Source organism: Pedobacter changchengzhani, assembly GCF_004354365.1.
GTDB classification, from domain to species: domain Bacteria; phylum Bacteroidota; class Bacteroidia; order Sphingobacteriales; family Sphingobacteriaceae; genus Pedobacter; species Pedobacter changchengzhani.
In genome coordinates, this window is record NZ_SJCY01000003.1 from 182,398 (window position 1) to 208,436 (window position 26,039).

Sequence of the window (26,039 nt, forward strand, 5' to 3'; positions counted from 1 at the left end):
TGCTTGAGGTAAAAACTAAATTATCTATTAACGGGATTTAAGCCCATTTGTTTTGCAAAATGAAGCATAAAATTAAATGCTTCATCATAATTATTTGAAATCTCACCTTCTAAAATTGCTTCGCGAATGGCGTTTTTTATTAGGCCAACTTCTTTGCCTGCAAGTATGTTAAAGGTTTGCATAATATTATCGCCAGTTATTGGCGGTTGCCAATTGCGCAATTGGTCACGTTCTTCAACATCTTTTAACTTTTGTTTTACGAGTTCGAAGTTGTTGCGGTATTTAGTTTTTTTATATTCGTTTTTGGTCGTTACATCTGCATTGCAAAGCAACATTAAGCTCTCTATTTCTTCGCCAGCATCAAACAGTAAGCGCCTAACAGCAGAATCAGTAACGGTATCTTGCGCTAAAACAATAGGCCGAAGATGTAATTGAACAAGTTTTTGCACCAATTTCATCTTCTCGTTCATAGGTAATTTCAGTTCGTTAAAAATTTTTGGCACCATCCTGGCGCCTTTGTCTTCATGCCCGTGAAAAGTCCAGCCATGGCCTTCTTCGAAACGTTTGGTTGCGGGTTTGGCAATATCGTGCAAAATTGAGGCCCAGCGCAACCATAAATCATCCGTGGTTAAACAAATATTATCTAAAACTTCTAAGGTGTGGTAAAAATTATCTTTATGGGCTTTTCCTTTAATAATTTCTACACCAAATAAGTTTGCCATTTGAGGAAAAATAATATGCAGTAAACCCGTATCAAAAAGTAATTTAAAACCAACTGATGGCTTTTTCGATAAAATGATTTTGTTCATCTCATCGGTAATCCTTTCTTTTGAAACGATTTGTATTCGCTCTTTTTGAAGTTTAATTGCCTCAATGGCTTCATTATCAATTTTAAAATTGAGTTGAGAAGCAAAGCGAATTGCCCTCATCATGCGCAAGGGATCGTCAGAAAAAGTTAATTTCGCATCCTGTGGTGTGCGTATAAGTTTATTTTCTAAATCATCTAATCCATTAAAAGGATCAAGTAATTTGCCGTAATCTTGTGCGTTTAAGTTTATGGCTAAAGCATTTATGGTAAAATCTCTCCTAATTTGATCATCCTCCAAAGTACCATCTTCAACAATTGGTTTGCGAGATTCTAATCGATAAGATTCTTTTCTTGCGCCAACAAATTCTATTTCTAAATCTTGGTATTTAACGTTTGCTGTTCCGAAATTTTTAAAAACTGCCACTTTTGCGTTAAGCTTTTTACCTACAGCTTCGGCAAATTCTATTCCACCGCCAATTACCACTACATCGATATCTTTTGACGGGCGTTTTAAAAAAAGATCGCGAACAAAGCCACCGATTACATAAGCTTTGGTATTGTTTTTATCGGCAATTGCCGATAAGGTTTTAAATATTGGGTTTTGTAGGTATTGTTGCATGTTTATATTATCGTCATACTGTCCTGAATTTTCGAGATCAGCACCTTGCTAAAATAAAAGACCCTAAAATAAATTCAGGGTGGCGAATTGATTTTTAAAGGTTTTGCGAAATTACTAAAAACAATTGTAGGTTCTTTAATTAAGTTACCGTTAACCATTTTAGCGTTACTTTCTAATGAATTCAAATTGTCCGCCAGGAGATAATTTCATAATCGTGGATGGTGTTTTAACTGTGCGGCTCTCTTGCTCAAAATCTACCACATAATCAACATTTTCTTTAACTTCCTCGCTTAGATCATCAAAAAGCTTTGGTGAGGATTGGCCACTTAAATTTGCCGATGTAGAAACTATGGGTTTGCGAAAGCGTTGCAAAAGTTGCGTGCAAAAATCGTGTTTAACTATTCTCACGCCAACACTTCCATCGGTATTCATTACATTAGTTGCTAAGTTTTTTGCGCCCGATAAGATAATTGTTAGCGGGTTTTCGGCATATTCCATCAAATCATACGCAATTTCGGGTATTTCGTTAAAGTAACTCTGTAATTTACTATCTGTATCCAGTAAAATAATTAAACTTTTATCAGCTGGTCGGTTTTTAATTTTAAGTAATTTATCAACTGCTTCGGCATTTGTTGCATCACAGCCCAAACCCCAAATGGTATCGGTAGGATAGAGTATTACCCCACCAGATTTTAAAATTTCTAAAGCTTTGTTAATTTCATCTCTAAGCATATTGCAAAGGTAATTTTAATATCTAATAAGTGAAGATGGTTAAAGAAATGTAATAATAGCTAAACGATGAAAATTTTAGCTTTTTTAAACGTTATTGTATTTGGAAGTTTTTAACAGCGAAAAAAAATGAAAACAGCAAATAAATTGATTATGCTTATTACGGTTGTAATGGTATTTTCCGGATGTTCTAGCCTTCGAACTGCATCAGATTTTGATAGCAAAACCAATTTTTCTAATTTTAAAACCTACGATTTTTACGAAAAAGGGATGGCCCGATTAAAGCTTAATGATTTAGATAAGCGGCGAATGGTAAATGCTATCGAAACGGAGATGGCGGCTAAAGGGTTTTCAAAATCGAGTAAACCAGATTTGTTGGTTAATTTGGTTGTTGTTGGGCGAGAAGTGAATGAAATTTATAATAATGCAGCAATGTGGGGTTGGCGTTATCCGTTTTGGGGAGGCAATATGGCAACAGTAAATCAATTTACAGAAGGGACTATAATTATTGATTTTTTAGATCCAATGCAGAAAAAACTAATTTGGCACGGGTTAGGCCAAGGTTTTAATCTCGATAATTTTAATAAACGCGAAGAAAGAATGCAAAAAGGTGTAAATGAAATATTGGCTCAATATCCACCAAAGCAGTAATTTTAGGGGGTTGAATTTTTTAAAAGTTCGATATAGCTCTCCATTAGTTGTTGTGTAACCAATTGGCTATCAAACTTCTTTACGAAATCCAATCCTTTTACTTTCATGTCTTTTTGTAATTCGGTAGATGATAGAATTTTGTTTATGGCTTTTGCGAGTTCGGCTGAATCGGTTGGCGAAACGTATAAACTATCTGGGCCACCGGCTTCTTCTAAACAAGAACCTGTTGCGGCAATAACTGGGATGCCAGAATACAACGCTTCTATTATCGGAATACCAAAACCCTCGTAAAAAGATGGGTAAGCGAAGATGGTGGCCATTTGATAAATCCCTGGTAAATCGGCAAATGGTATGTTTTTAAGAAAGATGATGCTGTCTGCTAAACCAAGTTTGGCTATTTCCTTTTCAACGGTTTTAAAATAACTGGTTTGTTTACCTATTACGACTAATTTATAATTGTTATCTACACTTTTAAGTGCTTGAACAATTAATTTTAGGTTTTTACGCTCCTCAATTGTGCCTACATTTAAAATGTACTTTTTAGGTAGATTATATGTTAATCGAATTTTATTTAATGCAATTTCAGCTAACGGAGTTTTAAAAATTTCATCGCAACTTTGATAAATAACTTCAATTTTATTTGGATTTACGCCGTATAAATCAACAATGTCGCTTTTCGTTTTTTCGCTAATGGCGATAATTTTATCTGCGCGTTTGCAAGCCGATTTACTTTTCCATTCGTATAGTTTTCTATCTATAAATTTAAAATATTGAGGAAATCGCAAGAAGATTAAATCGTGAATGGTAACAATTGATTTAACTTTGGTATGCTGAATCGCAAATGGAATTTCGTGACTTAAACCATGATAAATTTCAACTCGATCGTTAATCAGATCTTTGATAATATTAAAAGAACGCCATAAAAAACTGCCATTTTTTGGGAGCTTAAGCTTAACGTGCTCATTATTAAAAAAGGTATCAATTTGAAAACTAGATTTTACTGTAGGCGTATAAACAAAATAATCATTTTTTGGGTATTTTGTTGCCAACTGCTCAATTAACGACCGACTGTAATTGCCGAGTCCGGTTAAGTTATTTGCAGCACGCTTGCCATCGAAACCTATTTTGAGGTTAAAGCTTAAAGCCGAAAGACCAAAGCTTGATTGATCAAGTTCAGGACTTTCGGCTTTAAGAGTTTGCTTTTCGCTTTCAGCTTTCACCTTTATGCTTTTGGCTTAAACCGCTACATTATTTTCTCTCAATGCATCATTTAGAGAAGTTTTTTTGTCTGTACTTTCTTTACGTTTCCCGATGATTAATGCACAAGGAACTTGATAATCTCCGGCAGGGAATTTTTTAGTATATGTACCGGGTATTACAACTGAACGCGCAGGAACGACACCTTTGTATTCTATTGGAGTAGGGCCAGAAACATCAATAATTTTTGTCGATGCAGTTAAAACTACATTCGCACCCAAAACTGCTTCTCTTTCTACTTTTACACCTTCAACAACAATTACTCTCGAACCTAAAAACGCATCATCTTCGATAATTACCGGTGATGCTTGTACAGGTTCTAAAACCCCGCCAATACCTACGCCACCACTTAAATGCACGCGTTTTCCAATTTGTGCGCATGAACCAACTGTTGCCCAAGTATCAATCATTGTGCCTTCATCAACAAAAGCACCAATATTTACATACGATGGCATCATGATTACGCCTTTTGCCAAAAATGAACCATAACGTGCACTTGCCATAGGCACAACACGCACACCAGTCTCTTGGTAGTCGGTTTTTAGCTCCATTTTATCGTGATAAACAAATGGACCAACTTTAATTTCTTTCATTTGGCGAATTGGGAAATATAAAATTACGGCTTTTTTTACCCATTCATTAATTCCCCAAGAATTTAAAACTGGTTCGGCAACGCGAATTTCTCCCTTATCTAAGCGCATAATAACAGCTTCGATGGCTTCGCAATAGTTGCTGTACTGTAAAAGGGTTCTATCTTCCCAAGCAGCTTCAATTAATTTCTTTAAATCTGAATACATGATGTTGTTAAATTTTACGCAAAATAAATGATTTTTTTCTATTAAAGGGCTTTTTGTTTAAATGAAATGGTTTTAAAGGTGTAATCCATGGATTAAAAGATGCAAAATTTAAAATTCTGTTAAGGAATTTGATTCACGATTATTGAGAACCGTCAAAATTTATTGGATCACTTATAATTTTTATATTAGCGGGATAAAATTTCTTGTAATTATTGAAAAACAGCAAGCTATGCATTTTAAAGCTAATTTAGAGACTCACAAAGTATTTTATCGAGAAAGTAGAAACAAAGTTGCAACCAATAATATGTTAAAAATATTCCAAATTTGGCTTGTGCTCGTTTTTTTATCGATGAATTCTTCTCTGCATGCTCAAGATTGTTATAAAAAAATAGAAATCTTATTGCGTGATTGTAGAGTACCAATTCATACTCTAAATTTTCATCATAAAAGACTAGTAATTGAGACTGATTCTCTTCATTCAATAAATTATTCGAGGATAATTATCGAACCTTTTGACCATATCCTTATGGACTTAGACTACAGCAAAATTGATTCATTGCTTAATAGAAATTACATAGGTGTTGAAATTCTTTCCACTGTTAAGTCAAGCGAAACTTATGGCGCTTTATACAGTTATATGTTTAGCGATCCAGACGGAAATCTATATTTTGATAGATATGTCATTAAGCGTTGTGGTAACATGCCTTTCTTAATAAGGTATAGCTCAATTTTGGGGGGTAATAAAGAGAATTTCGAAAGATTTGAACTTATGCTCAACAGAAAAGATTAAAAAAATTAATGCACGAAAAAGTTTTCAAAGGAATGCAAGTAATGTAGCTATAGTTACGCTATTAGATTTACTAGATAAAAAATGAAAGTAAAACCCCTTTATTATGTTCATTACCAACAGCACCGTAGCCGACGTCCCCGAAATCTTTCGACTATACGATTTAGCTACGGAATACCAAAAACTAACATTTCCCGGAAACCAATGGCCAAAATTTGATCGAAAATTAATAACCAACGAAGTTTTAGAAGACAGACAGTTTAAATTATTAATTGAGGAAAAAGTAGCCTGTATTTGGGCAATAACTTATAGCGATCCGCAAATTTGGGAAGAGAAAGATCAGAATGATGCGATCTATATTCACCGCATTGCGACAAACCCGGAATTTAGAGGCAATAATTTTGTAAAAGCAATTGTAGATTGGGCTAAACCTTTTGCCGAAGAGCAAAATAAAAGATTTGTTAGACTGGATACCTGTGGAAAAAATGACAGGCTAATTAAACACTACGAAAATTGCGGTTTTAATTTCTTGGGTATAAATAAGTTGAAAGATGCTTCGGAGCTTCCTTTGCATTATCAAAATGCTGATGTGTGTTTCTTTGAGATCGAATTATGATAAGGAACGAATGCAAATTAATGTTTTAAAAGAAGGATGTAATTAACTCATGGAAATAACCGTTAGAAAATATATTCCAATAGAAAACCTTCCTAGCGGATCAGGCATTGCGAAAGTTGGCGATAGCTATTATGTAATTGGCGATGATGCACCATTTCTATATCATCTAAATAATGAATTCGAACTCATTTCTAAAATACCTCTTTTAGATTCAGCGCATTTTGATGGAGAAAGAATAATTAAATCTGAAAAGCCAGACTTCGAAACTTTGGAGCTGATTGGAGAAAATGAATTGGTTATTTTTGGTTCAGGCTCTAAATCTCCTCAAAGAGATATTTTTGTCCGCATTTTATTGGGCGAACTAATTATTGAACGATATAATATCTCTGAATTTTACGATAACATTAGAAATTTGCCAATAATGGGCGATTCTGAATTGAACATTGAAGCCACCGCTTATCAAAGTGGTTTAATTTATCTCTTTAACCGTAAAAAGAATCTAATTATAAAAATTCTTTACAAAGATTTACTCGCTTTCATTAAAGGAGAAATTCCTTTCCCAAAACCAGAAATCGCACAATTTTTGTTGCCTAAAATTAACGGTGTAGAAGCTGGCTTTTCTGGCGCCACGACTTTAAAAACTAACACAAAAATCATTTTTACAGCTTCTGTAGAAAATACCCACAATGCTTACGATGATGGAGAAATTTTGGGTAGTTTTATTGGCGTAATTGATATTTCGAATGGCGGGCTCAGCGAAGTTTTTAAGTATTGCGAAATTCCGTATACAGAAATGAACTTGAAAGTAGAATCAGTTACCATTGACGAAGAAATTGCAAATGGAATTACAAAAGTTGTGCTAATTACAGATGATGATAAAGGAAATTCGACAATAATAGAGGCATTGCTTACATATTAGAAATCGATACATTTATGATTAGCCATAATCCATATAATAACTTATTTTTGTTTTGATGAGTGAAATTGAAAAACTTAGAATAGACAAGTATTTGTGGGCAATTAGGTTGTTCAAAACCAGAAGTTTGGCAACAGAAGCTTGTAAAGCGGGACGAATAAAACTAAAGGGACAAAATATTAAGCCATCAGCGATTGTAAAAATCGGAGAGGTTTATTCTGTATCTAAAGGAATTGAAAAAAAGATAATTGAAGTGGTCGCATTTTCTCACAATAGAACCGATTCGCCAACAGCTTTAACAAAATATAAAGATTTAACACCGCTGGAAGAAACCAATGCGTTTAAATCTGTATTCCATGCACCTTCGTTAAAACGTGATCGTGGAGCAGGTAGGCCAACTAAAAAAGATCGAAGAGAAACTGATGAGTTGATTGGTGGATTGTTTGAGGAAGATTAGTTAGAAAGTCGGGAAGTCGGAAAAGTTAGTAAGTTGGGAGAGTCCGAAAACGAAAAAAGAACAACGACAATTCGACTAGCTATGCAAATTTTTCAATGTTTCAAACTGTATCAACCGAAGTCTGTAAGCCATCATAGCAGTTTTGCCAAGTTTTTCAATTAACTTGTAATTTGCCACAGCACCAACCGCAGCGCCAACAAATGGGATCAGCTGCGCTAATTTTGCTAGATCTATATAATCTCGATATTGTTGTTGAAAAGTCAACCAATCAAATTCATCTATATTGGTAGGTAACAAATGTGCGCTTTTATCCCAATTTTGCATTTTTAAAAACACGTTCTTACTTTCCTGCTTGCTCGAGAAAGCCAATTGAAAAATATGTAGAATGAACAACCGTTCGCGATAGTCGTTTACATCGTAACCATAACCCGCAGCAATATCAAAAAGCATTTTCATTTTGATGCCTAGCAATATTGGAAAGTCGGCCAAACTCATTAAAAATCCACCAGCTCCAGTTATGCCACCTTCTGCGGCGCCAGTTTTTTTATAATTTTGTATTTTTTGCTTTATTAATGCTTCTCTATGCATTAAAGTTAAATGTAAAATGGGTTTCGCCGTTGTATATTTCGATCCAAAAAGCACAGCTTTAACCATCTGTTTTATGGTTACGGTTATCGCATTATGTACTTTATCAGGAATGTAACTGTTAATTTTCTTTTGAACTTTATCGGTAACATTCCCAAAAAAAGATTGTTTCTGCAAAATTTTAAATTTCCAAAACTCCAGCTCACTCAAAATTTTTTGTTCGTAAGTCATATTAAGGCTATTTGCATTTAGACTAAGGTACAAGCTGTTTGTTTCAATTAAAGTTATGCATCAACTAATTTTAATCGTTACCAAAGTTTAAATGCCTTCATGGCCTCATCTCTCATTAGCTGTTTAATTGGTAAAGCTCTTTCTGTTAATGGTTTACTTAATTCTTTGTAAATAAATTGGTCATCAAAGCCAGCTTCGGCAGCATCCTCGTTGGCGTTAGCGTAATAAATTGCATCAATTTGCGCCCAATAAATTGCACCCAAGCACATTGGGCAAGGTTCGCAACTGGTGTAAATAACGCAACCACTTAAATCGAAGGAATTTATTTTTTCGCATGACAGACGAATTGCTGAAACCTCGGCATGCGCAGTAGGATCGTTGCTAGACATAACCTTATTTGCCGATGCTGCAATAACTTCTCCGTTTTTAACAATTACCGCTCCAAACGGTCCATTAATGTGTTCTTCAACATTTTTTAACGATAGCTCAATTGCCATCGCCATAAATTCTTCGTGTCTCATATTGTTTATAACAAAAAAATGCCCCAATTGCTTGAGGCATTTATAATATTTTTCAATTAATTAAAATCTATTTTTTTTCTTTGTTATATTCTTCATTCAATCCCTTTAAAACTTCAGAAGTTACGTCTAAACTATCATCAGCATATAATATAGCACTATTGCCTTTAGCGTAGGTTAAAACCATTTTGTAGCCTTTAGTTTTAGCATAACCTTTTAAGTAAACGGCAACTTTATCATAAAGTTTTTCGTTTTCTTTAGCTTGTTCTGTTTGCAAAACACTACCAGCATTTTGTTGGTAAGTTTGCAATTCTTGTTGTTTTCGTGCTAAACGTTCTTCAGTTGTTTTGCGTACATCAGCTGCTAAAGTTTGTGCGGTTTGCTGGTATTGAGCAACTTCACGCTGAAAAGCCTGCGCTTTAGTCTGCATATCCGATTGAGCATTTTTCGATTTGTTCTCAAATTTAACTTTAAGGTCTTTGTAATAACCGTACTTATTTAAAAGAGAATCTGAATTTACAAAAACAATCTTTTCGCTTGCAACTACTGCTGTTGCTGAACTATCTGTTTTCTTTGTCGTTTCAGTTTTTTTTGTGTCCTTATTTTGGCATGCAGAAAATGCTGTAATTAGTGCTGCAGTTGCAAAAAGTCCAAAGGTTTTAAGTGTTCTTTTTTCCATTATTGTTTAGTAAATTTTGGCAAACTTATATAAATTAGTTTTTATATCCAATTTCATATAAATTTTCATTCTAATGGTTGGTTATTGGTGGTATTGTATTTCTTTATTATTTAGCGTTTTCAAAAGCAAAGACAGTAGTTCATTCATTTTAAAGTATGCTCTCGCTAAACGCTTTATTCCAATTAAAAATTTTAATGCCGTTTATATCGCCTGCCGAACCGCAGGCGTTTAGCTAAGTTTTTCTCTGCAAAAAATTAAGGTTGTATGGTGCTAAACTAACTCGAGTGCTTTTAATTTTTTAATTAAATGCGAATTGTTAAAAAGTGATGTCTTTGGCGCAATTTAAAGGGAGGTAACTCTCAATTGAAATAGATTTTTTTGATAAACCCAATCCTTTCGGAGTTTTTTAAACCTTTATTTAGGGATGCACTAGTGGCTTTTTGCTTTAAGCTTTAAGCTTTCTACCTTTGGTCTTAAACTTCTGCAAAGATTAGTATAATTGGCATAATTTCCTTATTTTTGGTACTTATTGTTTTTAATTAAAATATGAGCGAAGAACAGGATTTAAAGTCAAATTATTCGGCAGATAATATACAGGTTTTAGAAGGTTTGGAAGCGGTGCGAAAGCGCCCTTCGATGTATATAGGTGATACTGGAACCAAGGGATTGCACCATTTAGTTTACGAAGTTGTAGATAACTCTATTGATGAAGCTTTAGCGGGTCATGCAGATACCATCGACGTAAGAATTTTAGAAGGAAACTCTATTCGTGTTGAAGATAATGGTCGTGGTATTCCAACAGGCATTAACACAAAAGAAAATAAATCGGCTTTAGAAATCGTAATGACGGTTTTACACGCAGGTGGTAAATTTGATAAGGATACCTACAAAGTTTCGGGCGGTTTACATGGTGTTGGAGTAAGTTGTGTAAATGCGCTATCTACACATTTAAAAGCCGAAGTGCATCGCGAAGGGAAAGTTTGGATGCAGGAATACAACATTGGTAAACCATTGTACGATGTGAAAGAAGTTGGTACGACTGATAAACGCGGTACAATTGTAACTTTTACGCCAGATGAAACCATTTTTACACAAACTACTGAATATAAGTACGATACGTTAGCTTCTCGCTTGCGAGAATTGGCTTTTTTAAATAAAGGCATTAAATTAACCCTAACGGATGAACGCGAAACTTTAGAGGATGGAACATTTTTCTCAGAAGTTTTTCAATCTGAAGGCGGTTTGAAAGAATTTGTGGCCTTTTTGGATGGCACAAGAGCATCTTTCTTACCCGAGCCAATTTACATCGATGGTATTAAAAATGGTGTTCCGGTTGAGTTGGCTTTCCAGTACAATGATAGCTATTCAGAAAACGTACACTCTTACGTAAACAACATTAATACCCACGAAGGCGGGACGCATATTGCGGGTTTCCGTAGAGGTTTAACACGTACTTTAAAAAGTTATGCAGATAAATCGGGCTTGTTAAAAGGCTTGAAAATGGAAATCACCGGTGATGACTTTAGAGAAGGTTTAACCGCTGTAGTTTCAGTTAAAGTTCAAGAGCCACAATTTGAAGGGCAAACCAAAACTAAATTGGGTAATACCGAAGTGATGGGCGCAGTTGATATTGCAGTTGGCGAAGCTTTAGGTGCTTATTTGGAAGAACATCCCAAAGAAGCCAGAATGATAGTGAACAAGGTAGTTTTAGCTGCTACTGCTCGTGCTGCGGCTCGCAAAGCACGCGAAATGGTGCAGCGTAAAAGTGTAATGGGTGGTTCTGGCTTGCCAGGAAAGTTGGCCGATTGCTCTGACAATGATCCTGTTAAATGCGAAATTTACCTGGTAGAGGGAGATTCGGCTGGTGGAACAGCTAAGCAGGGTCGCGATAGAAACATTCAAGCAATTTTGCCTTTAAAAGGTAAAATTTTGAACGTTGAAAAAGCAATGGAGCACAAGATTTACGAAAACGAAGAGATAAAAAATATGTTTACCGCAATTGGTGTAAGCATTGGTACGCCAGAAGATGATAAAGCGTTAAACTTAACAAAACTCCGTTATCATAAAATTGTAATTATGACGGATGCGGATATCGATGGTTCGCACATTACAACCCTTATTTTAACTTTCTTTTACCGTTATATGCGTGCGCTAATAGAAGCAGGTTACGTTTATATTGCCTCGCCACCACTTTATCAAGTTAAAAAAGGCAAAGAGTTTGAATATTGCTGGAATGATGTAGAGCGCGATGCTGCCGTACAACGTTTAAAGGGCGCAGGTAAAGAAGATAGCGTGCACATTCAGCGTTACAAAGGTTTGGGTGAAATGAACGCCGAACAACTTTGGGATACAACTTTAAATCCGGCTACACGTACTTTATTGCAGGCTACTATAGAAAGTGCCGTAGAGTGCGATCATACTTTCTCAATGTTAATGGGCGATGAAGTTGCGCCACGTAGGGCATTTATTGAGCGCAATGCTAAGTATGCGAAGATTGATGCTTAACTCGTCTAACCCCTAAATCCCCTAAAGGGGACTTTAAAAGCGAGGTAGAAAGACTAAAGGTAAAGGCTAACATATGTAAACCCCTCTTCAAATTATTTTTGAAGAGGGGTTTTTTGTTAATTTAGTACTTATCTAAATACTAATATCTAAATACTAACTACTAAATATAACTACTTACAACTTAATGCGTAAATTTGCAACCAATGGGAACACAGGTAGATTTAGGGATTAAAGGTTATAAAAGTTACGGAATACATCTTCGAGAAAAATATAAAGGTCAGCGGGTTTTTAAAGTAATTGTTGATGGAGGCTTTACCTGCCCTAATAGAGATGGAAGTAAAGGTTATGGTGGTTGTACCTATTGCAACGTAGATTCTTTTACGCCAGAGCCCTCGCGTAAGTTGCCAACTATTAAAGCGCAGTTGGAAGAAGGGATGCGCAGAGCAAAAACTTCTTATAAGGCAGATAAATATATCGTTTACTTCCAGCCGAATACCAATACCTATGCGCCAGTGCATTATTTAAAAATGATGTATGATGAAGCACTTTCTATAAATACCGAAGATGTAGTCGGTTTTTCTGTTGGCACTCGGCCAGATTGTATTGATGCTGAAAAAGTTGCTTTGCTCGAAAGCTATGCAGATCGTTTCGATGTTGATTTAGAAATGGGGATGGAATCAATATATGATGAAACCTTAAATCAGATTAATAGAGGTTGCAGTCATGCAGAATTTGTGGCTGCTGTAGAATTACTTAAAGATACCAAATTGGAATTATGTGTGCATACTATTTTCGGCTTTCCGTGGGAGACTAAGGAAATGATGCTAAATTACATTCATGAAATTAATCGTTTTCCGCAGATAAAATTTGTTAAATTTCATCACCTTCATATTGTTGAAGGATCTATTATGGGTGCAAAGTATAAGAAAAACCCTTTTCCATTATTTTCTCTGGAGGAATACACTGATTTATTGTGCGAACTAATTCCGCTACTTCGTCCAGATATTGTGATACAGCGATTATTTGGAATTTCAGACTGGGATTTATTAATTGCTCCGAATTGGGGTTTAAATAAATCTGCCATCCAAACCTACATCGATAAAGAAATAGAACGACGAGAAGTTACTCAAGGTTCTGCGTATATCGCTGTTTAAACTCTAAAAAAATCTTTTCAATTTAAAAACTCATGACTTTTCATGAGTTTTTTTTGTTTAACAAGGGTTTTGCGCTTTTTTATGTCGATTTATCTCTTTTTAAGCTTCGTTTTTAAGCTATAATTTTGTTTTGGCTATATTTTTACATGTATAACCTTCATTATTTCTTATATATTTTGTAATAACATCAAAATTTAACTACTAAATTTTATTTTAATTGCAATTTCATCTTTATTTTTATATTATTTTAATAAAAATTCATCTTTTTAGTAAAAAATATATAATAATTATCACTTAAAAACCGTCAATACATTACTTTTATAAAAAAAACACATCAAGTATTTGATAATTTTAAGTCAATTCATAATTAAACTAAAAAATCATGGCAAAAGTTCTCTTTAAACAGTATGCACCGTTCGTTATCTTGATGGTTTTCGCCGTCTTAGCCTTATTTGTTCCCTTACTTCCAAATTTTGATGAAGGCAAGTACAATGGAGCTGATATTGCATTCATTTTAATATCCTCTGCTTTAGTTTTTTTAATGACACCAGGTTTAGCTTTTTTTTATGGAGGAATGGTTCATCGTAAAAACATCCTTTCTACAATGATTAAAAGTGTGGTAGCTGCCGGCGTTGTAACTGTGTTGTGGATAATCGTAGGTTTTAGTTTAGCCTTTGGCGATTCATTTCATGGGATTATTGGTAACCCGATGACATTCTTGTTTTTCAAAGGTGTTAATTCAGGTGTACCTCAATTGCAAGGTGGCTCTCCGTTAACAATACCACTTTCGCTGTTCGCTGCTTTTCAATTGATGTTTGCGATTATTACGCCAGGTTTAGTTGTTGGCGCAGTTGCTGAACGGATTCGATTTACTTCTTACATTTTGTTTATTGTATTGTTTGCCATATTTGTCTACTCTCCTTTGGCACACTGGACATGGCATCCAAATGGTTTCCTATTAAAAATGGGCGTGCTTGATTTCGCGGGAGGTACAGTCGTACACATCTCTGCAGGTATGGCTGCGCTTGCAGGTGCCTTAGTGTTGAAACGTAGAAAATCCCATTTAGAACATAGAGAAGTACCACCGGCTAATATTCCTTACGTATTAATAGGTACAGGTTTGTTATGGTTTGGTTGGTTTGGCTTCAATGCGGGTTCGGCATTAAGCGCGGGTTCTTTGGCTGTATCTGCTTTTTTAACTACAAATACAGCAGCTGGTGCTGGCGGATTAGCATGGATGTTTTTTGATGTTGCAAGAGGCAAAAAACCTTCTGTTTTAGGTTTTTGCATTGGTGCGGTAGTTGGTTTAGTAGCCATTACACCTGGTGCTGGTTTCGTGAGTATTCCATCAAGTATTTTTATTGGTGCCATTGCAGCAGTAATTTCCAACTTAGTTGTTTCTTGGAAACATACTACCAGTCTTGATGATACCCTTGATGTATTCCCTTGCCACGGCGTTGGCGGTATAGTGGGTATGCTTTTAACAGGCGTTTTTGCAACAAAGACAGTAAACGCTGCGGGTGCAGATGGTTTATTCTACGGTAATCCTGCATTTTTCTTCACACAGCTAAAAGGAGCCCTAATCGTAATTGTTTTCAGCTTTGTGATGTCATTTTTGATTTTCAAACTCATCAATTTAGTTCAACCTATTCGTGTAACTGCCGAAGAAGAAGAAGAAGGTTTAGATGCAAGTCAGCATGATGAGAAATACAGTCAAGGTACTTTAATTCTTGCCACAACTGGCGAAGAGTTAGTGAATACACATTAATCGTAAAGTGCACGTAAACTTTAAAACCAAACAAACTATTTACTCCCAACCAAACTATTTATGAAATTAAAATTATTGCTCAGTATTTCTTCTCTAACTTTCGGTTCAGCTGTAATTGCTCAAACCACCACGCAAACTACTCCATTAGAAATTTCCGGGTCTGTGGATACTTATTTCAAATACGATTTTGCAAATCAGCCAAATAATATTAAAACCTATTTCGATTCTGACCACAATTCCGTTTCACTGGGAATGATTGATGTTTTGCTGAAAAAGAAAACAGGTAAAGCATCTTTTGTAGGGGAGTTGTCTTTCGGTCCGCGTGGACAAACGCAATCTATCCCCGATGCAGCTGCTGGAGGATCATCTTTTCACATTCAGAATTTATATGTCAATTATGATTTTTCCGATAAATTTTCAATGACAGCAGGTTACATGGGCACATTTGTAGGTTACGAAGTGATCTCGCCTGTGGCTAATTTTAATTATTCTACCTCATATTTATTTGGTGCAGGGCCTTTTCAAAATGCTGGAATTAAAGCGACTTACAAGTTCTCTGATAAAGTAAGTTTAATGGCGGGTTTGTTTAACGATTGGAACTTATATAAAGCAACAAAAGGTGTTTCGAGTGTGGGCGCCCAACTGATGGTCGCTCCTTTGGAAGGCTGGACGGCTTATTTAAACGTACTTTCTGGTGCTGATCCTTATGGTTATGGTACGATTGAAGATTTGACGACTTCTTACCAAATTACAAAGGCATTTAAATTAGGATTAAATGCAGCTAATTATGATGTAAAAGGATCAGACGCAGGATATGCAGGTGTGGCATTATATCCGCAGGTTGCAATAAACGATGTTGTTTCTTTAGGTTTAAGAGCAGAATATTTTAAAAACAAAGATGTTGGCGGGGTTATTGGGGATAAATATACAGCCGCAACGTTATCAGCCAATATCAAATCAGGTGGATTAACGCTAATTCCGGAGGTTAGGTTAGACCACAGCGGAACGAAGCCATTTTTAAATAGAGGGAGTTCGGCAGTTCCAAACGCTGGTCAGTTTTCGATTGCAGCTGTGTACGCTTTTTAAATTCAATTTATATAATTTTAAACCGTCAGTCAAATTAGTCTGACGGTTTTTTATTTTAATTCAATGCCAATATGAAATACTTCGCTGTTCTTTTTTTATTCTTTTTTAGTTTAAAGCTTTGTGCCCAACAAAAACAATTCTCGTTAAATGAAGACGGAAAATATGTTTTTTACGAAGTTGTTGATGTTAAAACCATTTCTAAAGATATTTTGATGGCGAGAGCAAAAGTTTTCATCAATAAATTGGATAAAGAAGTAGTCAAAAATCATGTCTTAACAGATACATCAATTTTTGCCAAAGGGAAATTTGTTATTGATAAAACAGTTTTGATTGCTGGCCACCCGAGTGGCGAAGTAAGCTACAATTTAACTTTCGAAGCTCGAAACGGAAAATATAGGTTCTGGCTAACCGATTTTGAGTATATTCCCTATCAACGCAATCGTTACGGAAATTATGTGGCAACCACAAAAATCGGCACGCCGTTAGAGAAGTCGACGAGTAAATTAAATATGGGCGAATGGAAAGCAAACGTTTCTGCAGCCTATAACAAAGTTGAAAAACTAAGTGCCGACTTTAAAGAATTTTTGAGCAGAAACCCGATCGTTAATCCACTCGAAAACAACAAAACTAAAGTAAACGACAAGTGGTAAGTTGTTTGCTTGCTTAAAATTTCCCGAAAAGTTCTTCTACTTTTTTAAATCTAAAATCGAAAATGCCGTCAATTTTGCTTTTTACCACAAGTGCATTCGCTATAGATCCGAAAATTCCCCAACCCACACCATAGTGTAGAATGTCGTGCATCAAAACACCACCTTCAATGGCTTCGAAATGATGGTTGTGGTGCCAAAAAGCAAAAGGGCCAAAACGCTGTTCGTCAATAAAATATTCGTTGTCTTTTACGTGCGTAATTTCCGTCATCCAGTTTAATTTAATACCCAATAAAGGTGAAACCTTGTAGGTAATAATCATTCCGGGATACATTTTGGTATGCTCTAAATTTGGAGTAGTCACTTCAAAAGTCATATCATCAGGCGTTATTTTGGTTAAATTGCTTGGTGATGAAAAGAAATCCCATGCGGTATTCATGTCGATCGGCACTTTTTGAGTAAATTCTATACGGTATGTTTTCAATTGGCGTTAATTTAAAGACTTGATTATAAAAGTAATTTCCCAGAGTGAGTAATTTAAAGGCTAATTTAGAAGTTAAACACGTATTAAGGGTGTTTAAAAAGTCATTTTATTTTTGAGTGATTTGGAAGATATTTTGTTGACAATCTTATAAATCCAAAACGATTCGAAGGTCTATAACGATCAAACCAAAATCATAGCACTTAACCTTCATTTTTATCAATTATCTTCTCAAATTTCCGTAAAACGTCCATAGCTTCTGAACTGGTTAAAGCAGATTCTTTGATAATGCTTTTCTTCAATAACCGTCGTTTGCGCATTCGATTATCATTGTAAAATCTTCGTCGTTTAATAATGTCGATGATTTTTTAGTCATTTTCGATGGCTCTATTTAAAAAATTAACCAATGGTTTTGCTATTTGAAAACTGGAAATAATTTTTGTAAATGTATCATTTGACGTTAGTTCTTCATCACTTAATTTTTCGGAAGTATAAAAGCCTTTCATTTTTAAAAATTCTACGGCCTCATTGTCAGCATCAAAATCTTTTGGCGGTCTACTTAAAACGCCAGAATGATTAATGCCACTTGGAAAGACTTTCGTGAAAGATTCATTATTAATTATCTCTTTCCATTCGCTGAAAGCATAATCAATTTCCTGTCTTATTTTTTTTAAGTGATCGGGTTGAGGATTATAAACGCCACCGCCAACAAAGCAGTTTTTGGGTTCAATATGTAAATAATAAAATGCGGAAGGGCTATTTTTACCATTTTTGTTCAGCACAATATAATAGTCGGTTTTATAGGGTGTTTTATCTTTGGCAAAACGTAAATCTCTATTTAATCTGGTAATACACTTTTTTGGATCGAGATGAGCGCTTGAAATGGAACTTTCTAAATTAGAAAAAGCATCAATTAATTCTCCAGTGAAAGTTAAAATATTTTCTTTAGCCTGTTCATATATTTTTCTATGCCCATCCAACCAATCTTTTGAGTTGTTTAATTTTAAATCTTTTAAAAATTCAAACGTACTTCTATCTATCATTTTGTGCTAATCTTAAATAAATTTCGTCTAAATTAATACTAATGCACCATTTTATCGGCGCATGTAGAACTTGCGAAAGCTTCAGGCTTTGCCTTAAAAATAAAACCCATACTTAAAATGTACCCCATTGCATCGTTTAATGCTTTGTTCGATTTAAAAGATGGATTGGTGTTAATATCTGCGTGAACTTCTAAGGCTACATCATAAAGATCAAGCAAATCGCAAATGGAATAAGCGGTTTCTATTGATTTTTGTACTTCCATTAGCATTCTTTCTTTAATGCTGACTTGTTGTATAGATTTATCTTGATGGATGTACATAAATCCGCCATGATGCTCGCGCACCAATACAATAACCGTGGCAAAATCAGTATGTGTGCCTTTTACCTGAGAATCGGTACCAATGCATACTTTAAGTTTATACCCTTTTTCGGTTTCTCTTAATATTGCATTTTCAATTTCGTCGATTATGGAGGATTGAATGGTTTCTCCATTAAATTTTTTCCAAGTGATGCTCATAGCAAATAATTAATCAGCTGAATGGCTTATGTAAATTTAAACTCTTTATTACAAAAAATGGCTAATTTTTTTAATTTATTTTTAACAATTAGTTTGTTGTCAATAGGTTAGGTTTATTTTGCTTTAGCACATTACTATCCTAGCGTGATAAATGTTTACATTTGCCTTAAATGATAGAGAAAGTACTTGCCAAATTAAACATCGAAGCTTTAAATGAGATGCAGTTGGCGGCATTAAAATCGGCAAAAAAGAACAACGATTTAATATTGGTAGCGCCAACAGGTTCTGGCAAAACCTTGGCTTTTTTGTTACCGGTTTTAAATAATTTAAAATTTGATATTAAAGGCGTTCAAGCGTTGGTTTTAGTTCCGTCGCGCGAACTTGCACTACAAATTGAGCAGGTTTTTAAGCAAATGGGCACTACTTTCAAAGTAAATTGCTGCTACGGCGGTCATGCTGTGCGTATAGAGAAGAATAATTTAGCGCATCCGCCATCAGTTTTAATTGGTACGCCGGGCAGAATTGCTTATCATTTAGAACATCAAAACTTTGATGAATTTTTTATAGAAACTTTGGTGTTAGATGAATTTGATAAGTCGCTAGAATTTGGTTTTAAAGAGGATATGTCGTACATCATCAAATCATTGTTATCCTTAAAACAGCGAATATTAACTTCGGCCACAAAAATGGAAGAGATTCCCGATTTTGTAAAATTGAAGAATGCTGAAGAGATAGATTTTTCGAGCAATCAAGCTGCAAAACCTGATTTAAAACTTAAAAAAGTAACTACTACAGCACCTGATAAATCAGATACTTTATTCAAATTGTTAAACAAAATTGGATCTAAAAACACGCTTGTTTTTTGTAATCATAGAGAAACTGTTGATCGCATTAGTGATTTACTTTTTGAAAACGGTTTAGAACATGATGTTTTTCATGGTGGTATGGAACAAATTGAACGTGAAAAATCACTTTTGAAATTCAGGAATGGTAGTCATAAAATATTAATTACGACAGATTTGGCTGCTCGTGGATTGGATATCCCTGAAGTGGAGCACATTGTACACTATCAATTGCCTTACGTAGAAGATGCGTACATCCACCGGAATGGACGAACAGCACGCATGCATGCTAAAGGAACCGCTTATGTTATTTTAACAGAAGATGAACATTATAAATATTTGCCAGAAAATATTCAAGAAGAAGAATTAAATGCCTCATACAAAAAACCTAAAGCAAGCGAATGGGTAACTTTATATTTGGCAAATGGAAGGAAGGATAAAATCAATAAAATTGATATTGTTGGCTTGTTTTTGCAAAAAGGTGGTTTGGCTAAAGATGATTTGGGCTTAATTGAAGTGAAAGATACCGCCAGTTACATCGCCGTAAAAAGAGAAAAAGTTGATTTGCTTTTTAAAGCTTTGGCGGGTGAGAAAATAAAAGGAAAAAAACTTAAATTGGAAGTAGCGAGCTAAGCGTGATGAGTGATGAGTGATGAGTGATGAGTGATGAAAAATTGGATAGTCAAGTTAGTTATTCTATCTGCCATTCGCTAATTGAAAATTTACTAATTAAAAAATATGAGCAATAACGATATATTAAAAAAGCTGCGGGTGGCTTTATCATTACGAACAGAAGACATCATTTCTATCTGTGATTTAGTAGGTTTTAAAGTTACTAAGGCAGAAATGGGAGATATTTTTAGGAATGAAGACCATGAAAATTTTAAGCCATGTGGCGACCAAATTCTTCGTAATTTTTTAAACGGTTTGGTAATTTATAAACGCGGACCGAGAGAAGAGAAAAAGTAGTTGCTTTTTGTGAATTTGTCATTCAGAGCGTAGCGAAGAATCTATTCTGTAACATTCCTCGTTATAGATTTTCTGCCTGTCAGGTGGTGAAGATAAAACGATAAATGATCTGATGGTTTTATAAAAAAATATTAGATAAAAACAAAAGAGGCTGTGTCATAATCAATTTTTGGGATCTCATTCACCGAATAATATTTCGCAAAACCGTCATTCCCGTGAAAACGGGAATCGTAATGCTATGGAAAGACTACTAAATAGCATCTTAATAAAGCATTAGGATGCCCAGTCAAGCTGAGCATGACGATAACGCCAAATTTAATTCTGTTACACTTTCTCGATTTGTTGTTTTGAGACAGCCTCTTTTTTAATTAAACTATCTTTTTATATTTAATTCGTTTCGGTGCAACATCACCCAAGCGTTTTTTACGATTTTCCTCGTAATCAGAATAATTTCCTTCAAAAGAATAAACCTCGGAGTTACCCTCAAAAGCCAAAATGTGTGTGCAAATACGGTCTAAAAACCACCTATCGTGACTAATCACCACGGCACAACCACCAAAGTTTTCTAAACCTTCTTCTAACGCACGTAGTGTATTTACATCGATATCATTCGTAGGCTCATCCAGTAATAAAACATTAGCGCCTTTTTTTAAGGTAATGGCTAAGTGAACACGGTTTCTTTCTCCACCCGATAAAATACCCACTTTTTTCTGCTGGTCGCCACCGTTAAAGTTAAACTTAGAAACATAAGCCCGACCGTTTACCGCTTTATTACCCAATTGAATGTTTTCTAAACCATCGGTAATATTTTCGTAAACGGTTTTATCTGGTGCTAAATCGTTATGCATTTGATCTACATAACCCAATTCTACCGTTTCACCAACTCTAAAAGTACCTTTGTCGGGTTGCTCTTGCCCTGTAATTAAGCGGAATAAAGTTGTTTTACCAGCACCATTTGGACCGATAATCCCAACAATACCTGCAGGAGGGAGCGAGAAGTTTAAGTTTTCGAATAAAATTTTATCGCCATAACTTTTTGTTACATCTGTTGCTTCAATCACTACATTACCTAAACGCGGACCGGCAGGAATAAACAATTCTAACTTGTCTTCTCTCTCTTTTCCATCTTCCGAAGCTAATTTATCGTAATTGGCTAAACGTGTTTTAGATTTTGCATGACGCGCTTTTGGTGCCATTCGCACCCATTCCAATTCACGCTCTAAAGCTTTTTGGCGTTTACTTTCTGTTTTATCTTCTTGTGCTAAACGTTTCGATTTTTGATCCAACCAAGAAGAATAATTTCCTTTCCACGGAATACCTTCACCACGATCTAATTCCAAAATCCAGCCTGCAACATTATCTAAGAAATACCTATCGTGGGTAACAGCAATTACAGTTCCTTTGTAGTTTTGTAAAAATTGCTCTAGCCAGTCAATACTTTCAGCATCCAAGTGGTTGGTAGGCTCATCCAATAATAAAACATCGGGTTCTTGCAGCAATAAACGACACATAGCAACTCTACGGCGCTCACCACCAGAAAGTACACCAATTAAAGTATCGGGCTCCGGACAACGTAAAGCATCCATCGCTCTTTCTAATTTGGTATCTAATTCCCAAGCATTAACGGCATCAATTTTATCTTGCAACTCACCTTGGCGGGCCATTAATTTATCCATTTTATCGGCATCAGAATAATTTTCTTCCAACCCGAATGCTTCATTAACCTCTTCGTATTCTTTTAAAATAGCGGTCACTTCTGCAACACCTTCTTCTACTACTTCTCTAACGGTTTTGGTATCGTCTAAAATCGGCTCTTGCGCTAAATAGCCTACAGAAAAACCTGGAGAGAAAACCACTTCGCCTTGGAAAGATTTATCCAACCCGGCAATAATTTTTAGTAATGATGATTTACCCGAACCATTTAAACCCACAACGCCGATTTTAGCGCCGTAAAAGAAGGATAAGTAAATATTTTTTAGAACCTGTTTTTGTGGTGGATAGATTTTACTCACTCCAGCCATTGAAAAAATGATCTTCTCGTCTGCCATAATGTAATATATAACTGTGTTTCTGCAAATATGCCTTTTAAAGTTGTAAGTTAAAAGTTTAAGATTGAAAGTTGTGATAACTTTACATACTGCGGGGTTGGTTGTTATTATCGTATCCTTAAATTCATGATAATGTTAGAGAAACGATTGGTGATACTACCAATTAGAGGCAAAAATTTTTTAATCTGTTATTCAATATCTGTTTTAATTTCAGCGTTTCTTTTTATTCCACCTACCATATTAAGTATGGTAGTTTCTGTGCCTTCCAAACATAATGGCAAATAAATAACCCACTGTCGAAAAAAATTGCTGTGAAGAAACTCATTTTTAAGCTTTATCGTTCCTGCACACAAACCTTTAACTCATCACTCATATCTCAAAACTCATCACTATCAAAAAGCCTGTCAATACTACTTGTAATTAAAACTTCCATAGCAATATGTCAGTATTTTAAATGTAAGCGAATACTTACAAAAAAAGGACAATCAGCTTTTCTAAAACTTTTATAAGATCTAATGCGCTATTAAAAACCTTTAAACCTGTAAATTCGTAAATAGTTATGTTTATATTTAACCATGCATTTGCACATTTTTATAAATATATTGGAGGTGTAGAATGTTCAAATTGCCTGTTATTCACCTATATGGCGCAATTGTTGATAAATTAACGAAATTGGTACTGTCTCTTTTTATAATTAATTTTATAGTTTAGGGGCGTAGCTGTTAAGAAAGGTATTTATGGAAGCAAAATTTTCACCGCAGGTTAAAGATGTAATCTCATTTAGTAGGGAAGAAGCGTTGCGTTTAGGGCACGATTACATTGGAACCGAGCATTTATTATTGGGCCTCATCCGCGAAGGCGATGGTATGGCGATAAAAATTTTACGATCGTTGGGGGTTGATACGAGCAAATTACGCCGTTCTATTGAAGATGCTGTTCGTGGTACTTCAAGCGTTACGGTTAATTTGGGCAACATCCCTTTGACAAAACAGGCCGAAAAAGTTTTAAAAATCACTTATTTAGAGGCCAAAATTTTTAAGAGCGATTTAATAGGCACTGAGCATTTATTGCTTTCTGTTTTAAGAGATGATGACAATATTGCATCACAAATATTATTGCAGTATGGCGTGGCTTACGATGTTTTTAAGCAAGAAGTTGAAGTAAACAAAAACGGTTTTAGAGATGATATTTCGAATAGCGCATCTACCGGAGACGACGATTATCGCGAAGAAGAAGCATTTAGTACGCCTAAAAAGGTTTCTGATATAAAATCGAAAACGCCAGTACTTGATAATTTCGGTCGCGATTTAACAAAGGCTGCAGAAGAAGGTAAATTAGATCCAATTGTTGGTCGTGAGAAAGAAATTGAGCGTGTATCGCAAATTCTATCACGTAGAAAAAAGAACAATCCGATTTTGATTGGTGAGCCAGGTGTTGGTAAATCGGCAATTGCAGAAGGTTTAGCCCTGCGTATTGTGCAACGTAAAGTTTCGCGTGTGCTTTTTGGCAAACGTGTAGTTACTTTAGATTTAGCTTCGTTGGTTGCAGGTACAAAATACCGTGGTCAGTTTGAAGAAAGAATGAAAGCCGTAATGAACGAGCTTGAGAAATCGACTGATGTAATTTTATTTATTGATGAAATTCATACCATTGTAGGTGCAGGTGGCGCATCGGGTTCGCTTGATGCTTCGAATATGTTTAAACCAGCTTTGGCAAGAGGAGAAATTCAATGTATTGGTGCAACTACGTTGGATGAATACCGTCAGTATATTGAGAAAGACGGTGCTTTAGATCGTCGTTTCCAAAAAGTGATGGTTGAACCAGCTACGCCAGATGAAACTGTTGAGATTTTAACACGCATTAAAGATAAGTATGAAGAACACCATGGTGTAACTTATACTGATGAAGCAATTGTGGCGTGTGTAACTTTAACATCGAGGTACATTTCTGATCGTTTCTTGCCTGATAAAGCAATTGATGCTTTAGACGAGGCGGGTTCGAGGGTGCATTTAACCAACATTCATGTGCCAGAAAATATTATCGATATTGAAGCTAAAATTGAAGATATTAAGGTAGAGAAAAATAAGGTTGTTCGCAGTCAGAAATATGAAGAAGCAGCAAAACTTCGCGATACGGAGAAAAATTTAATTGAAGAATTAGATAAAGCCAAAGCAGAATGGGAAGCAGAAACTAAGACCAAAAGATACGAGGTTACCGAAGATAATGTTGCCGAGGTAGTTGCAATGATGACTGGAATTCCTGTTCAACGTGTTGGACAAGGAGATAGCGTTAAGCTTTTGAATATGTACGATAAGGTGGCTGAGAAAATTATCGGTCAGGATGAAGCGATTAAGAAATTAACCAAAGCCATCCAACGTACAAGAGCAGGCTTAAAAGACCCTAAAAAGCCAATTGGTTCATTTATTTTCTTAGGCCCAACGGGTGTTGGTAAAACAGAATTAGCGAAAGAGTTGGCTCGTTTCATGTTTGATAGTGATGATTCACTGATTCAGATTGACATGAGTGAGTACATGGAGAAATTTGCAGTTTCACGTTTAGTAGGAGCGCCTCCGGGCTATGTGGGTTATGAAGAAGGTGGACAGTTAACTGAAAAAGTTAGAAGAAAACCTTATGCAGTAATTTTGTTAGATGAAATTGAAAAAGCGCATCCAGATGTGTTCAACATATTATTACAAGTTTTAGATGAAGGACAATTAACGGATAGTTTAGGTCGTAAAGTTGATTTTAGAAATACAATCATCATCATGACTTCCAATATCGGTGCGCGTCAGCTTAAAGATTTCGGTCAAGGTGTTGGCTTCTCTACTGCAGCTAAAACCACGCAAGTAGATTCTCACAGTCGTGGTGTAATTGAAAGTGCTTTAAAGCGTGCTTTCGCACCTGAGTTTTTAAACCGTGTGGATGATGTTGTGGTATTTAATAGCCTTGGTAAAGAGGAGATTTTCAAAATTATTGATATCGAATTGAAAGCATTATTTGGGCGCGTTCATAGTTTAGGTTATCAGGTTAACTTAACTGAAAATGCTAAGCAATATATTGCAGATAAAGGTTTCGATACTGCGTTTGGTGCTCGTCCGTTAAAAAGAGCTATTCAGAAATATTTGGAAGATCCAATTGCTGAAGAGATTTTAAAAGGTGAATTAACCGAAGGCGATGTTTTGGAAATCGATTATGATAAAGAAGCAGATTTAATTTCAGTTAATCATGTAAAAGGCGAAAAGAAAAAAGAAGAGCCTCAGCAAGAAGAGGATTCGTCGGCTAAATAAAAAAAACTCCCGATGAAAATCGGGAGTTTTTTTGTGATAAG

At 35.4% G+C, this 26,039-nt stretch carries 24 protein-coding genes; 13 read left to right on the forward strand and 11 right to left on the reverse strand.

Annotation, left to right across the window (positions count from 1 at the left end; all coding sequences use genetic code 11):
• Window positions 1-20: 20 nt before the first annotated feature.
• The gene (locus tag EZJ43_RS05855; RefSeq protein ID WP_133261752.1) at window positions 21-1,427 is read right to left on the reverse strand and encodes a CCA tRNA nucleotidyltransferase; all 1,407 of its coding nucleotides are present in this window, start codon (window positions 1,425-1,427) and stop codon (window positions 21-23) included.
• Window positions 1,428-1,592: 165 nt separating this feature from the next.
• Window positions 1,593-2,159, reverse strand: a complete 567-nt coding sequence (locus tag EZJ43_RS05860) for an L-threonylcarbamoyladenylate synthase (protein ID WP_133261753.1) — start codon at window positions 2,157-2,159, stop codon at window positions 1,593-1,595.
• 126 nt (window positions 2,160-2,285) lie between these two features.
• Between EZJ43_RS05860 and EZJ43_RS05865 the strand changes: the two genes are divergently transcribed.
• The gene (locus EZJ43_RS05865; RefSeq protein WP_133261754.1) at window positions 2,286-2,807 is read left to right on the forward strand and encodes a DUF4136 domain-containing protein; all 522 of its coding nucleotides are present in this window, start codon (window positions 2,286-2,288) and stop codon (window positions 2,805-2,807) included.
• A gap of 2 nt (window positions 2,808-2,809) precedes the next feature.
• Here the strand turns inward: EZJ43_RS05865 and EZJ43_RS05870 are convergent, their stop codons facing one another.
• Window positions 2,810-4,027, reverse strand: a complete 1,218-nt coding sequence (locus tag EZJ43_RS05870) for a glycosyltransferase family 4 protein (RefSeq protein WP_133261755.1) — start codon at window positions 4,025-4,027, stop codon at window positions 2,810-2,812.
• Between the two features lie 15 nt (window positions 4,028-4,042).
• Complete coding sequence (locus tag EZJ43_RS05875) at window positions 4,043-4,861, reverse strand: 2,3,4,5-tetrahydropyridine-2,6-dicarboxylate N-succinyltransferase (RefSeq protein ID WP_207924575.1); 819 nt, start codon at window positions 4,859-4,861, stop codon at window positions 4,043-4,045.
• Window positions 4,862-5,003: 142 nt separating this feature from the next.
• On the opposite strand from EZJ43_RS05875, the gene EZJ43_RS05880 reads away from it, so the two are divergent.
• From EZJ43_RS05880 to EZJ43_RS05895, 4 genes are all read left to right on the forward strand, one after another.
• The gene (locus EZJ43_RS05880) at window positions 5,004-5,651 is read left to right on the forward strand and encodes a hypothetical protein (protein ID WP_133261757.1); all 648 of its coding nucleotides are present in this window, start codon (window positions 5,004-5,006) and stop codon (window positions 5,649-5,651) included.
• 103 nt (window positions 5,652-5,754) lie between these two features.
• A complete protein-coding gene (locus EZJ43_RS05885; RefSeq protein ID WP_133261758.1) occupies window positions 5,755-6,264 on the forward strand; it encodes a GNAT family N-acetyltransferase in 510 nt (169 codons plus the stop codon).
• Between the two features lie 49 nt (window positions 6,265-6,313).
• A complete protein-coding gene (locus EZJ43_RS05890) occupies window positions 6,314-7,183 on the forward strand; it encodes a DUF6929 family protein (RefSeq protein WP_133261759.1) in 870 nt (289 codons plus the stop codon).
• Window positions 7,184-7,238: 55 nt separating this feature from the next.
• Window positions 7,239-7,637, forward strand: coding sequence for an RNA-binding S4 domain-containing protein (locus tag EZJ43_RS05895; RefSeq protein WP_133261760.1), 399 nt, complete (start codon window positions 7,239-7,241; stop codon window positions 7,635-7,637).
• Between the two features lie 75 nt (window positions 7,638-7,712).
• On the opposite strand, the gene EZJ43_RS05900 is transcribed toward EZJ43_RS05895, so the two are convergent.
• The 3 genes from EZJ43_RS05900 to EZJ43_RS05910 all read right to left on the reverse strand — a co-directional run bounded on the left by EZJ43_RS05900 (window position 7,713) and on the right by EZJ43_RS05910 (window position 9,650).
• Window positions 7,713-8,453 (reverse strand): EcsC family protein, encoded by a 741-nt coding sequence (locus tag EZJ43_RS05900; protein WP_133261761.1) that lies wholly within the window; start codon window positions 8,451-8,453, stop codon window positions 7,713-7,715.
• A 77-nt stretch (window positions 8,454-8,530) separates the two neighbouring features.
• On the reverse strand, window positions 8,531-8,974 hold the full coding sequence (locus EZJ43_RS05905) for a nucleoside deaminase (RefSeq protein WP_207924576.1): 444 nt from the start codon (window positions 8,972-8,974) through the stop codon (window positions 8,531-8,533).
• A 67-nt stretch (window positions 8,975-9,041) separates the two neighbouring features.
• The gene (locus tag EZJ43_RS05910) at window positions 9,042-9,650 is read right to left on the reverse strand and encodes an OmpH family outer membrane protein (RefSeq protein WP_133261762.1); all 609 of its coding nucleotides are present in this window, start codon (window positions 9,648-9,650) and stop codon (window positions 9,042-9,044) included.
• A gap of 546 nt (window positions 9,651-10,196) precedes the next feature.
• On the opposite strand from EZJ43_RS05910, the gene gyrB reads away from it, so the two are divergent.
• From gyrB to EZJ43_RS05935, 5 genes are all read left to right on the forward strand, one after another.
• Complete coding sequence (gene gyrB, locus EZJ43_RS05915; RefSeq protein WP_133261763.1) at window positions 10,197-12,155, forward strand: DNA topoisomerase (ATP-hydrolyzing) subunit B; 1,959 nt, start codon at window positions 10,197-10,199, stop codon at window positions 12,153-12,155.
• 203 nt (window positions 12,156-12,358) lie between these two features.
• Complete coding sequence (locus tag EZJ43_RS05920; protein WP_133261764.1) at window positions 12,359-13,309, forward strand: TIGR01212 family radical SAM protein; 951 nt, start codon at window positions 12,359-12,361, stop codon at window positions 13,307-13,309.
• 382 nt (window positions 13,310-13,691) lie between these two features.
• On the forward strand, window positions 13,692-15,077 hold the full coding sequence (locus EZJ43_RS05925) for an ammonium transporter (RefSeq protein ID WP_133261765.1): 1,386 nt from the start codon (window positions 13,692-13,694) through the stop codon (window positions 15,075-15,077).
• Between the two features lie 60 nt (window positions 15,078-15,137).
• Complete coding sequence (locus EZJ43_RS05930; RefSeq protein WP_133261766.1) at window positions 15,138-16,163, forward strand: porin; 1,026 nt, start codon at window positions 15,138-15,140, stop codon at window positions 16,161-16,163.
• Between the two features lie 71 nt (window positions 16,164-16,234).
• Entirely contained in the window at window positions 16,235-16,813 is a 579-nt protein-coding gene (locus EZJ43_RS05935) for a DUF4468 domain-containing protein (protein WP_133261767.1), read from the forward strand.
• Between the two features lie 13 nt (window positions 16,814-16,826).
• Here the strand turns inward: EZJ43_RS05935 and EZJ43_RS05940 are convergent, their stop codons facing one another.
• From EZJ43_RS05940 to EZJ43_RS05950, 3 genes are all read right to left on the reverse strand, one after another.
• On the reverse strand, window positions 16,827-17,294 hold the full coding sequence (locus tag EZJ43_RS05940) for an SRPBCC family protein (protein WP_243718046.1): 468 nt from the start codon (window positions 17,292-17,294) through the stop codon (window positions 16,827-16,829).
• Between the two features lie 365 nt (window positions 17,295-17,659).
• Window positions 17,660-18,334 carry a DUF2461 domain-containing protein gene (locus EZJ43_RS05945; RefSeq protein WP_133261768.1) on the reverse strand — a complete coding sequence of 225 codons (675 nt, stop codon included), beginning with the start codon at window positions 18,332-18,334 and terminating at the stop codon, window positions 17,660-17,662.
• Between the two features lie 38 nt (window positions 18,335-18,372).
• On the reverse strand, window positions 18,373-18,846 hold the full coding sequence (locus EZJ43_RS05950) for a ribonuclease H-like YkuK family protein (RefSeq protein WP_133262006.1): 474 nt from the start codon (window positions 18,844-18,846) through the stop codon (window positions 18,373-18,375).
• A gap of 176 nt (window positions 18,847-19,022) precedes the next feature.
• On the opposite strand from EZJ43_RS05950, the gene EZJ43_RS05955 reads away from it, so the two are divergent.
• Window positions 19,023-20,327 (forward strand): DEAD/DEAH box helicase, encoded by a 1,305-nt coding sequence (locus EZJ43_RS05955; RefSeq protein WP_133261769.1) that lies wholly within the window; start codon window positions 19,023-19,025, stop codon window positions 20,325-20,327.
• Between the two features lie 105 nt (window positions 20,328-20,432).
• Window positions 20,433-20,663, forward strand: coding sequence for a DUF1456 family protein (locus EZJ43_RS05960; protein WP_133261770.1), 231 nt, complete (start codon window positions 20,433-20,435; stop codon window positions 20,661-20,663).
• Between the two features lie 368 nt (window positions 20,664-21,031).
• Here EZJ43_RS05960 and ettA read toward each other — a convergent pair whose 3' ends face one another.
• Window positions 21,032-22,711: an energy-dependent translational throttle protein EttA gene (gene ettA, locus EZJ43_RS05965; RefSeq protein WP_133261771.1), complete on the reverse strand. Its 1,680-nt coding sequence runs from the start codon at window positions 22,709-22,711 to the stop codon at window positions 21,032-21,034.
• Between the two features lie 737 nt (window positions 22,712-23,448).
• Here ettA and EZJ43_RS05970 point away from each other — a divergent pair.
• Window positions 23,449-25,998 carry an ATP-dependent Clp protease ATP-binding subunit gene (locus EZJ43_RS05970; RefSeq protein ID WP_133261772.1) on the forward strand — a complete coding sequence of 850 codons (2,550 nt, stop codon included), beginning with the start codon at window positions 23,449-23,451 and terminating at the stop codon, window positions 25,996-25,998.
• Window positions 25,999-26,039 lie beyond the last annotated feature (41 nt).

Coding starts and splice junctions, on each gene's coding strand:
- EZJ43_RS05855 (WP_133261752.1), bottom strand. CDS start 1,427: ATGCAACAATACCTACAAAACCCAATATTTAAAACCTTATCGGCAATT.
- EZJ43_RS05860 (WP_133261753.1), bottom strand. CDS start 2,159: ATGCTTAGAGATGAAATTAACAAAGCTTTAGAAATTTTAAAATCTGGT.
- EZJ43_RS05865 (WP_133261754.1), top strand. CDS start 2,286: ATGAAAACAGCAAATAAATTGATTATGCTTATTACGGTTGTAATGGTA.
- EZJ43_RS05875 (WP_207924575.1), bottom strand. CDS start 4,861: ATGTATTCAGATTTAAAGAAATTAATTGAAGCTGCTTGGGAAGATAGA.
- EZJ43_RS05885 (WP_133261758.1), top strand. CDS start 5,755: ATGTTCATTACCAACAGCACCGTAGCCGACGTCCCCGAAATCTTTCGA.
- EZJ43_RS05890 (WP_133261759.1), top strand. CDS start 6,314: ATGGAAATAACCGTTAGAAAATATATTCCAATAGAAAACCTTCCTAGC.
- EZJ43_RS05895 (WP_133261760.1), top strand. CDS start 7,239: ATGAGTGAAATTGAAAAACTTAGAATAGACAAGTATTTGTGGGCAATT.
- EZJ43_RS05900 (WP_133261761.1), bottom strand. CDS start 8,453: ATGACTTACGAACAAAAAATTTTGAGTGAGCTGGAGTTTTGGAAATTT.
- EZJ43_RS05905 (WP_207924576.1), bottom strand. CDS start 8,974: ATGAGACACGAAGAATTTATGGCGATGGCAATTGAGCTATCGTTAAAA.
- EZJ43_RS05910 (WP_133261762.1), bottom strand. CDS start 9,650: ATGGAAAAAAGAACACTTAAAACCTTTGGACTTTTTGCAACTGCAGCA.
- gyrB (WP_133261763.1), top strand. CDS start 10,197: ATGAGCGAAGAACAGGATTTAAAGTCAAATTATTCGGCAGATAATATA.
- EZJ43_RS05920 (WP_133261764.1), top strand. CDS start 12,359: ATGGGAACACAGGTAGATTTAGGGATTAAAGGTTATAAAAGTTACGGA.
- EZJ43_RS05925 (WP_133261765.1), top strand. CDS start 13,692: ATGGCAAAAGTTCTCTTTAAACAGTATGCACCGTTCGTTATCTTGATG.
- EZJ43_RS05930 (WP_133261766.1), top strand. CDS start 15,138: ATGAAATTAAAATTATTGCTCAGTATTTCTTCTCTAACTTTCGGTTCA.
- EZJ43_RS05935 (WP_133261767.1), top strand. CDS start 16,235: ATGAAATACTTCGCTGTTCTTTTTTTATTCTTTTTTAGTTTAAAGCTT.
- EZJ43_RS05945 (WP_133261768.1), bottom strand. CDS start 18,334: ATGATAGATAGAAGTACGTTTGAATTTTTAAAAGATTTAAAATTAAAC.
- EZJ43_RS05955 (WP_133261769.1), top strand. CDS start 19,023: ATGATAGAGAAAGTACTTGCCAAATTAAACATCGAAGCTTTAAATGAG.
- EZJ43_RS05960 (WP_133261770.1), top strand. CDS start 20,433: ATGAGCAATAACGATATATTAAAAAAGCTGCGGGTGGCTTTATCATTA.
- ettA (WP_133261771.1), bottom strand. CDS start 22,711: ATGGCAGACGAGAAGATCATTTTTTCAATGGCTGGAGTGAGTAAAATC.
- EZJ43_RS05970 (WP_133261772.1), top strand. CDS start 23,449: ATGGAAGCAAAATTTTCACCGCAGGTTAAAGATGTAATCTCATTTAGT.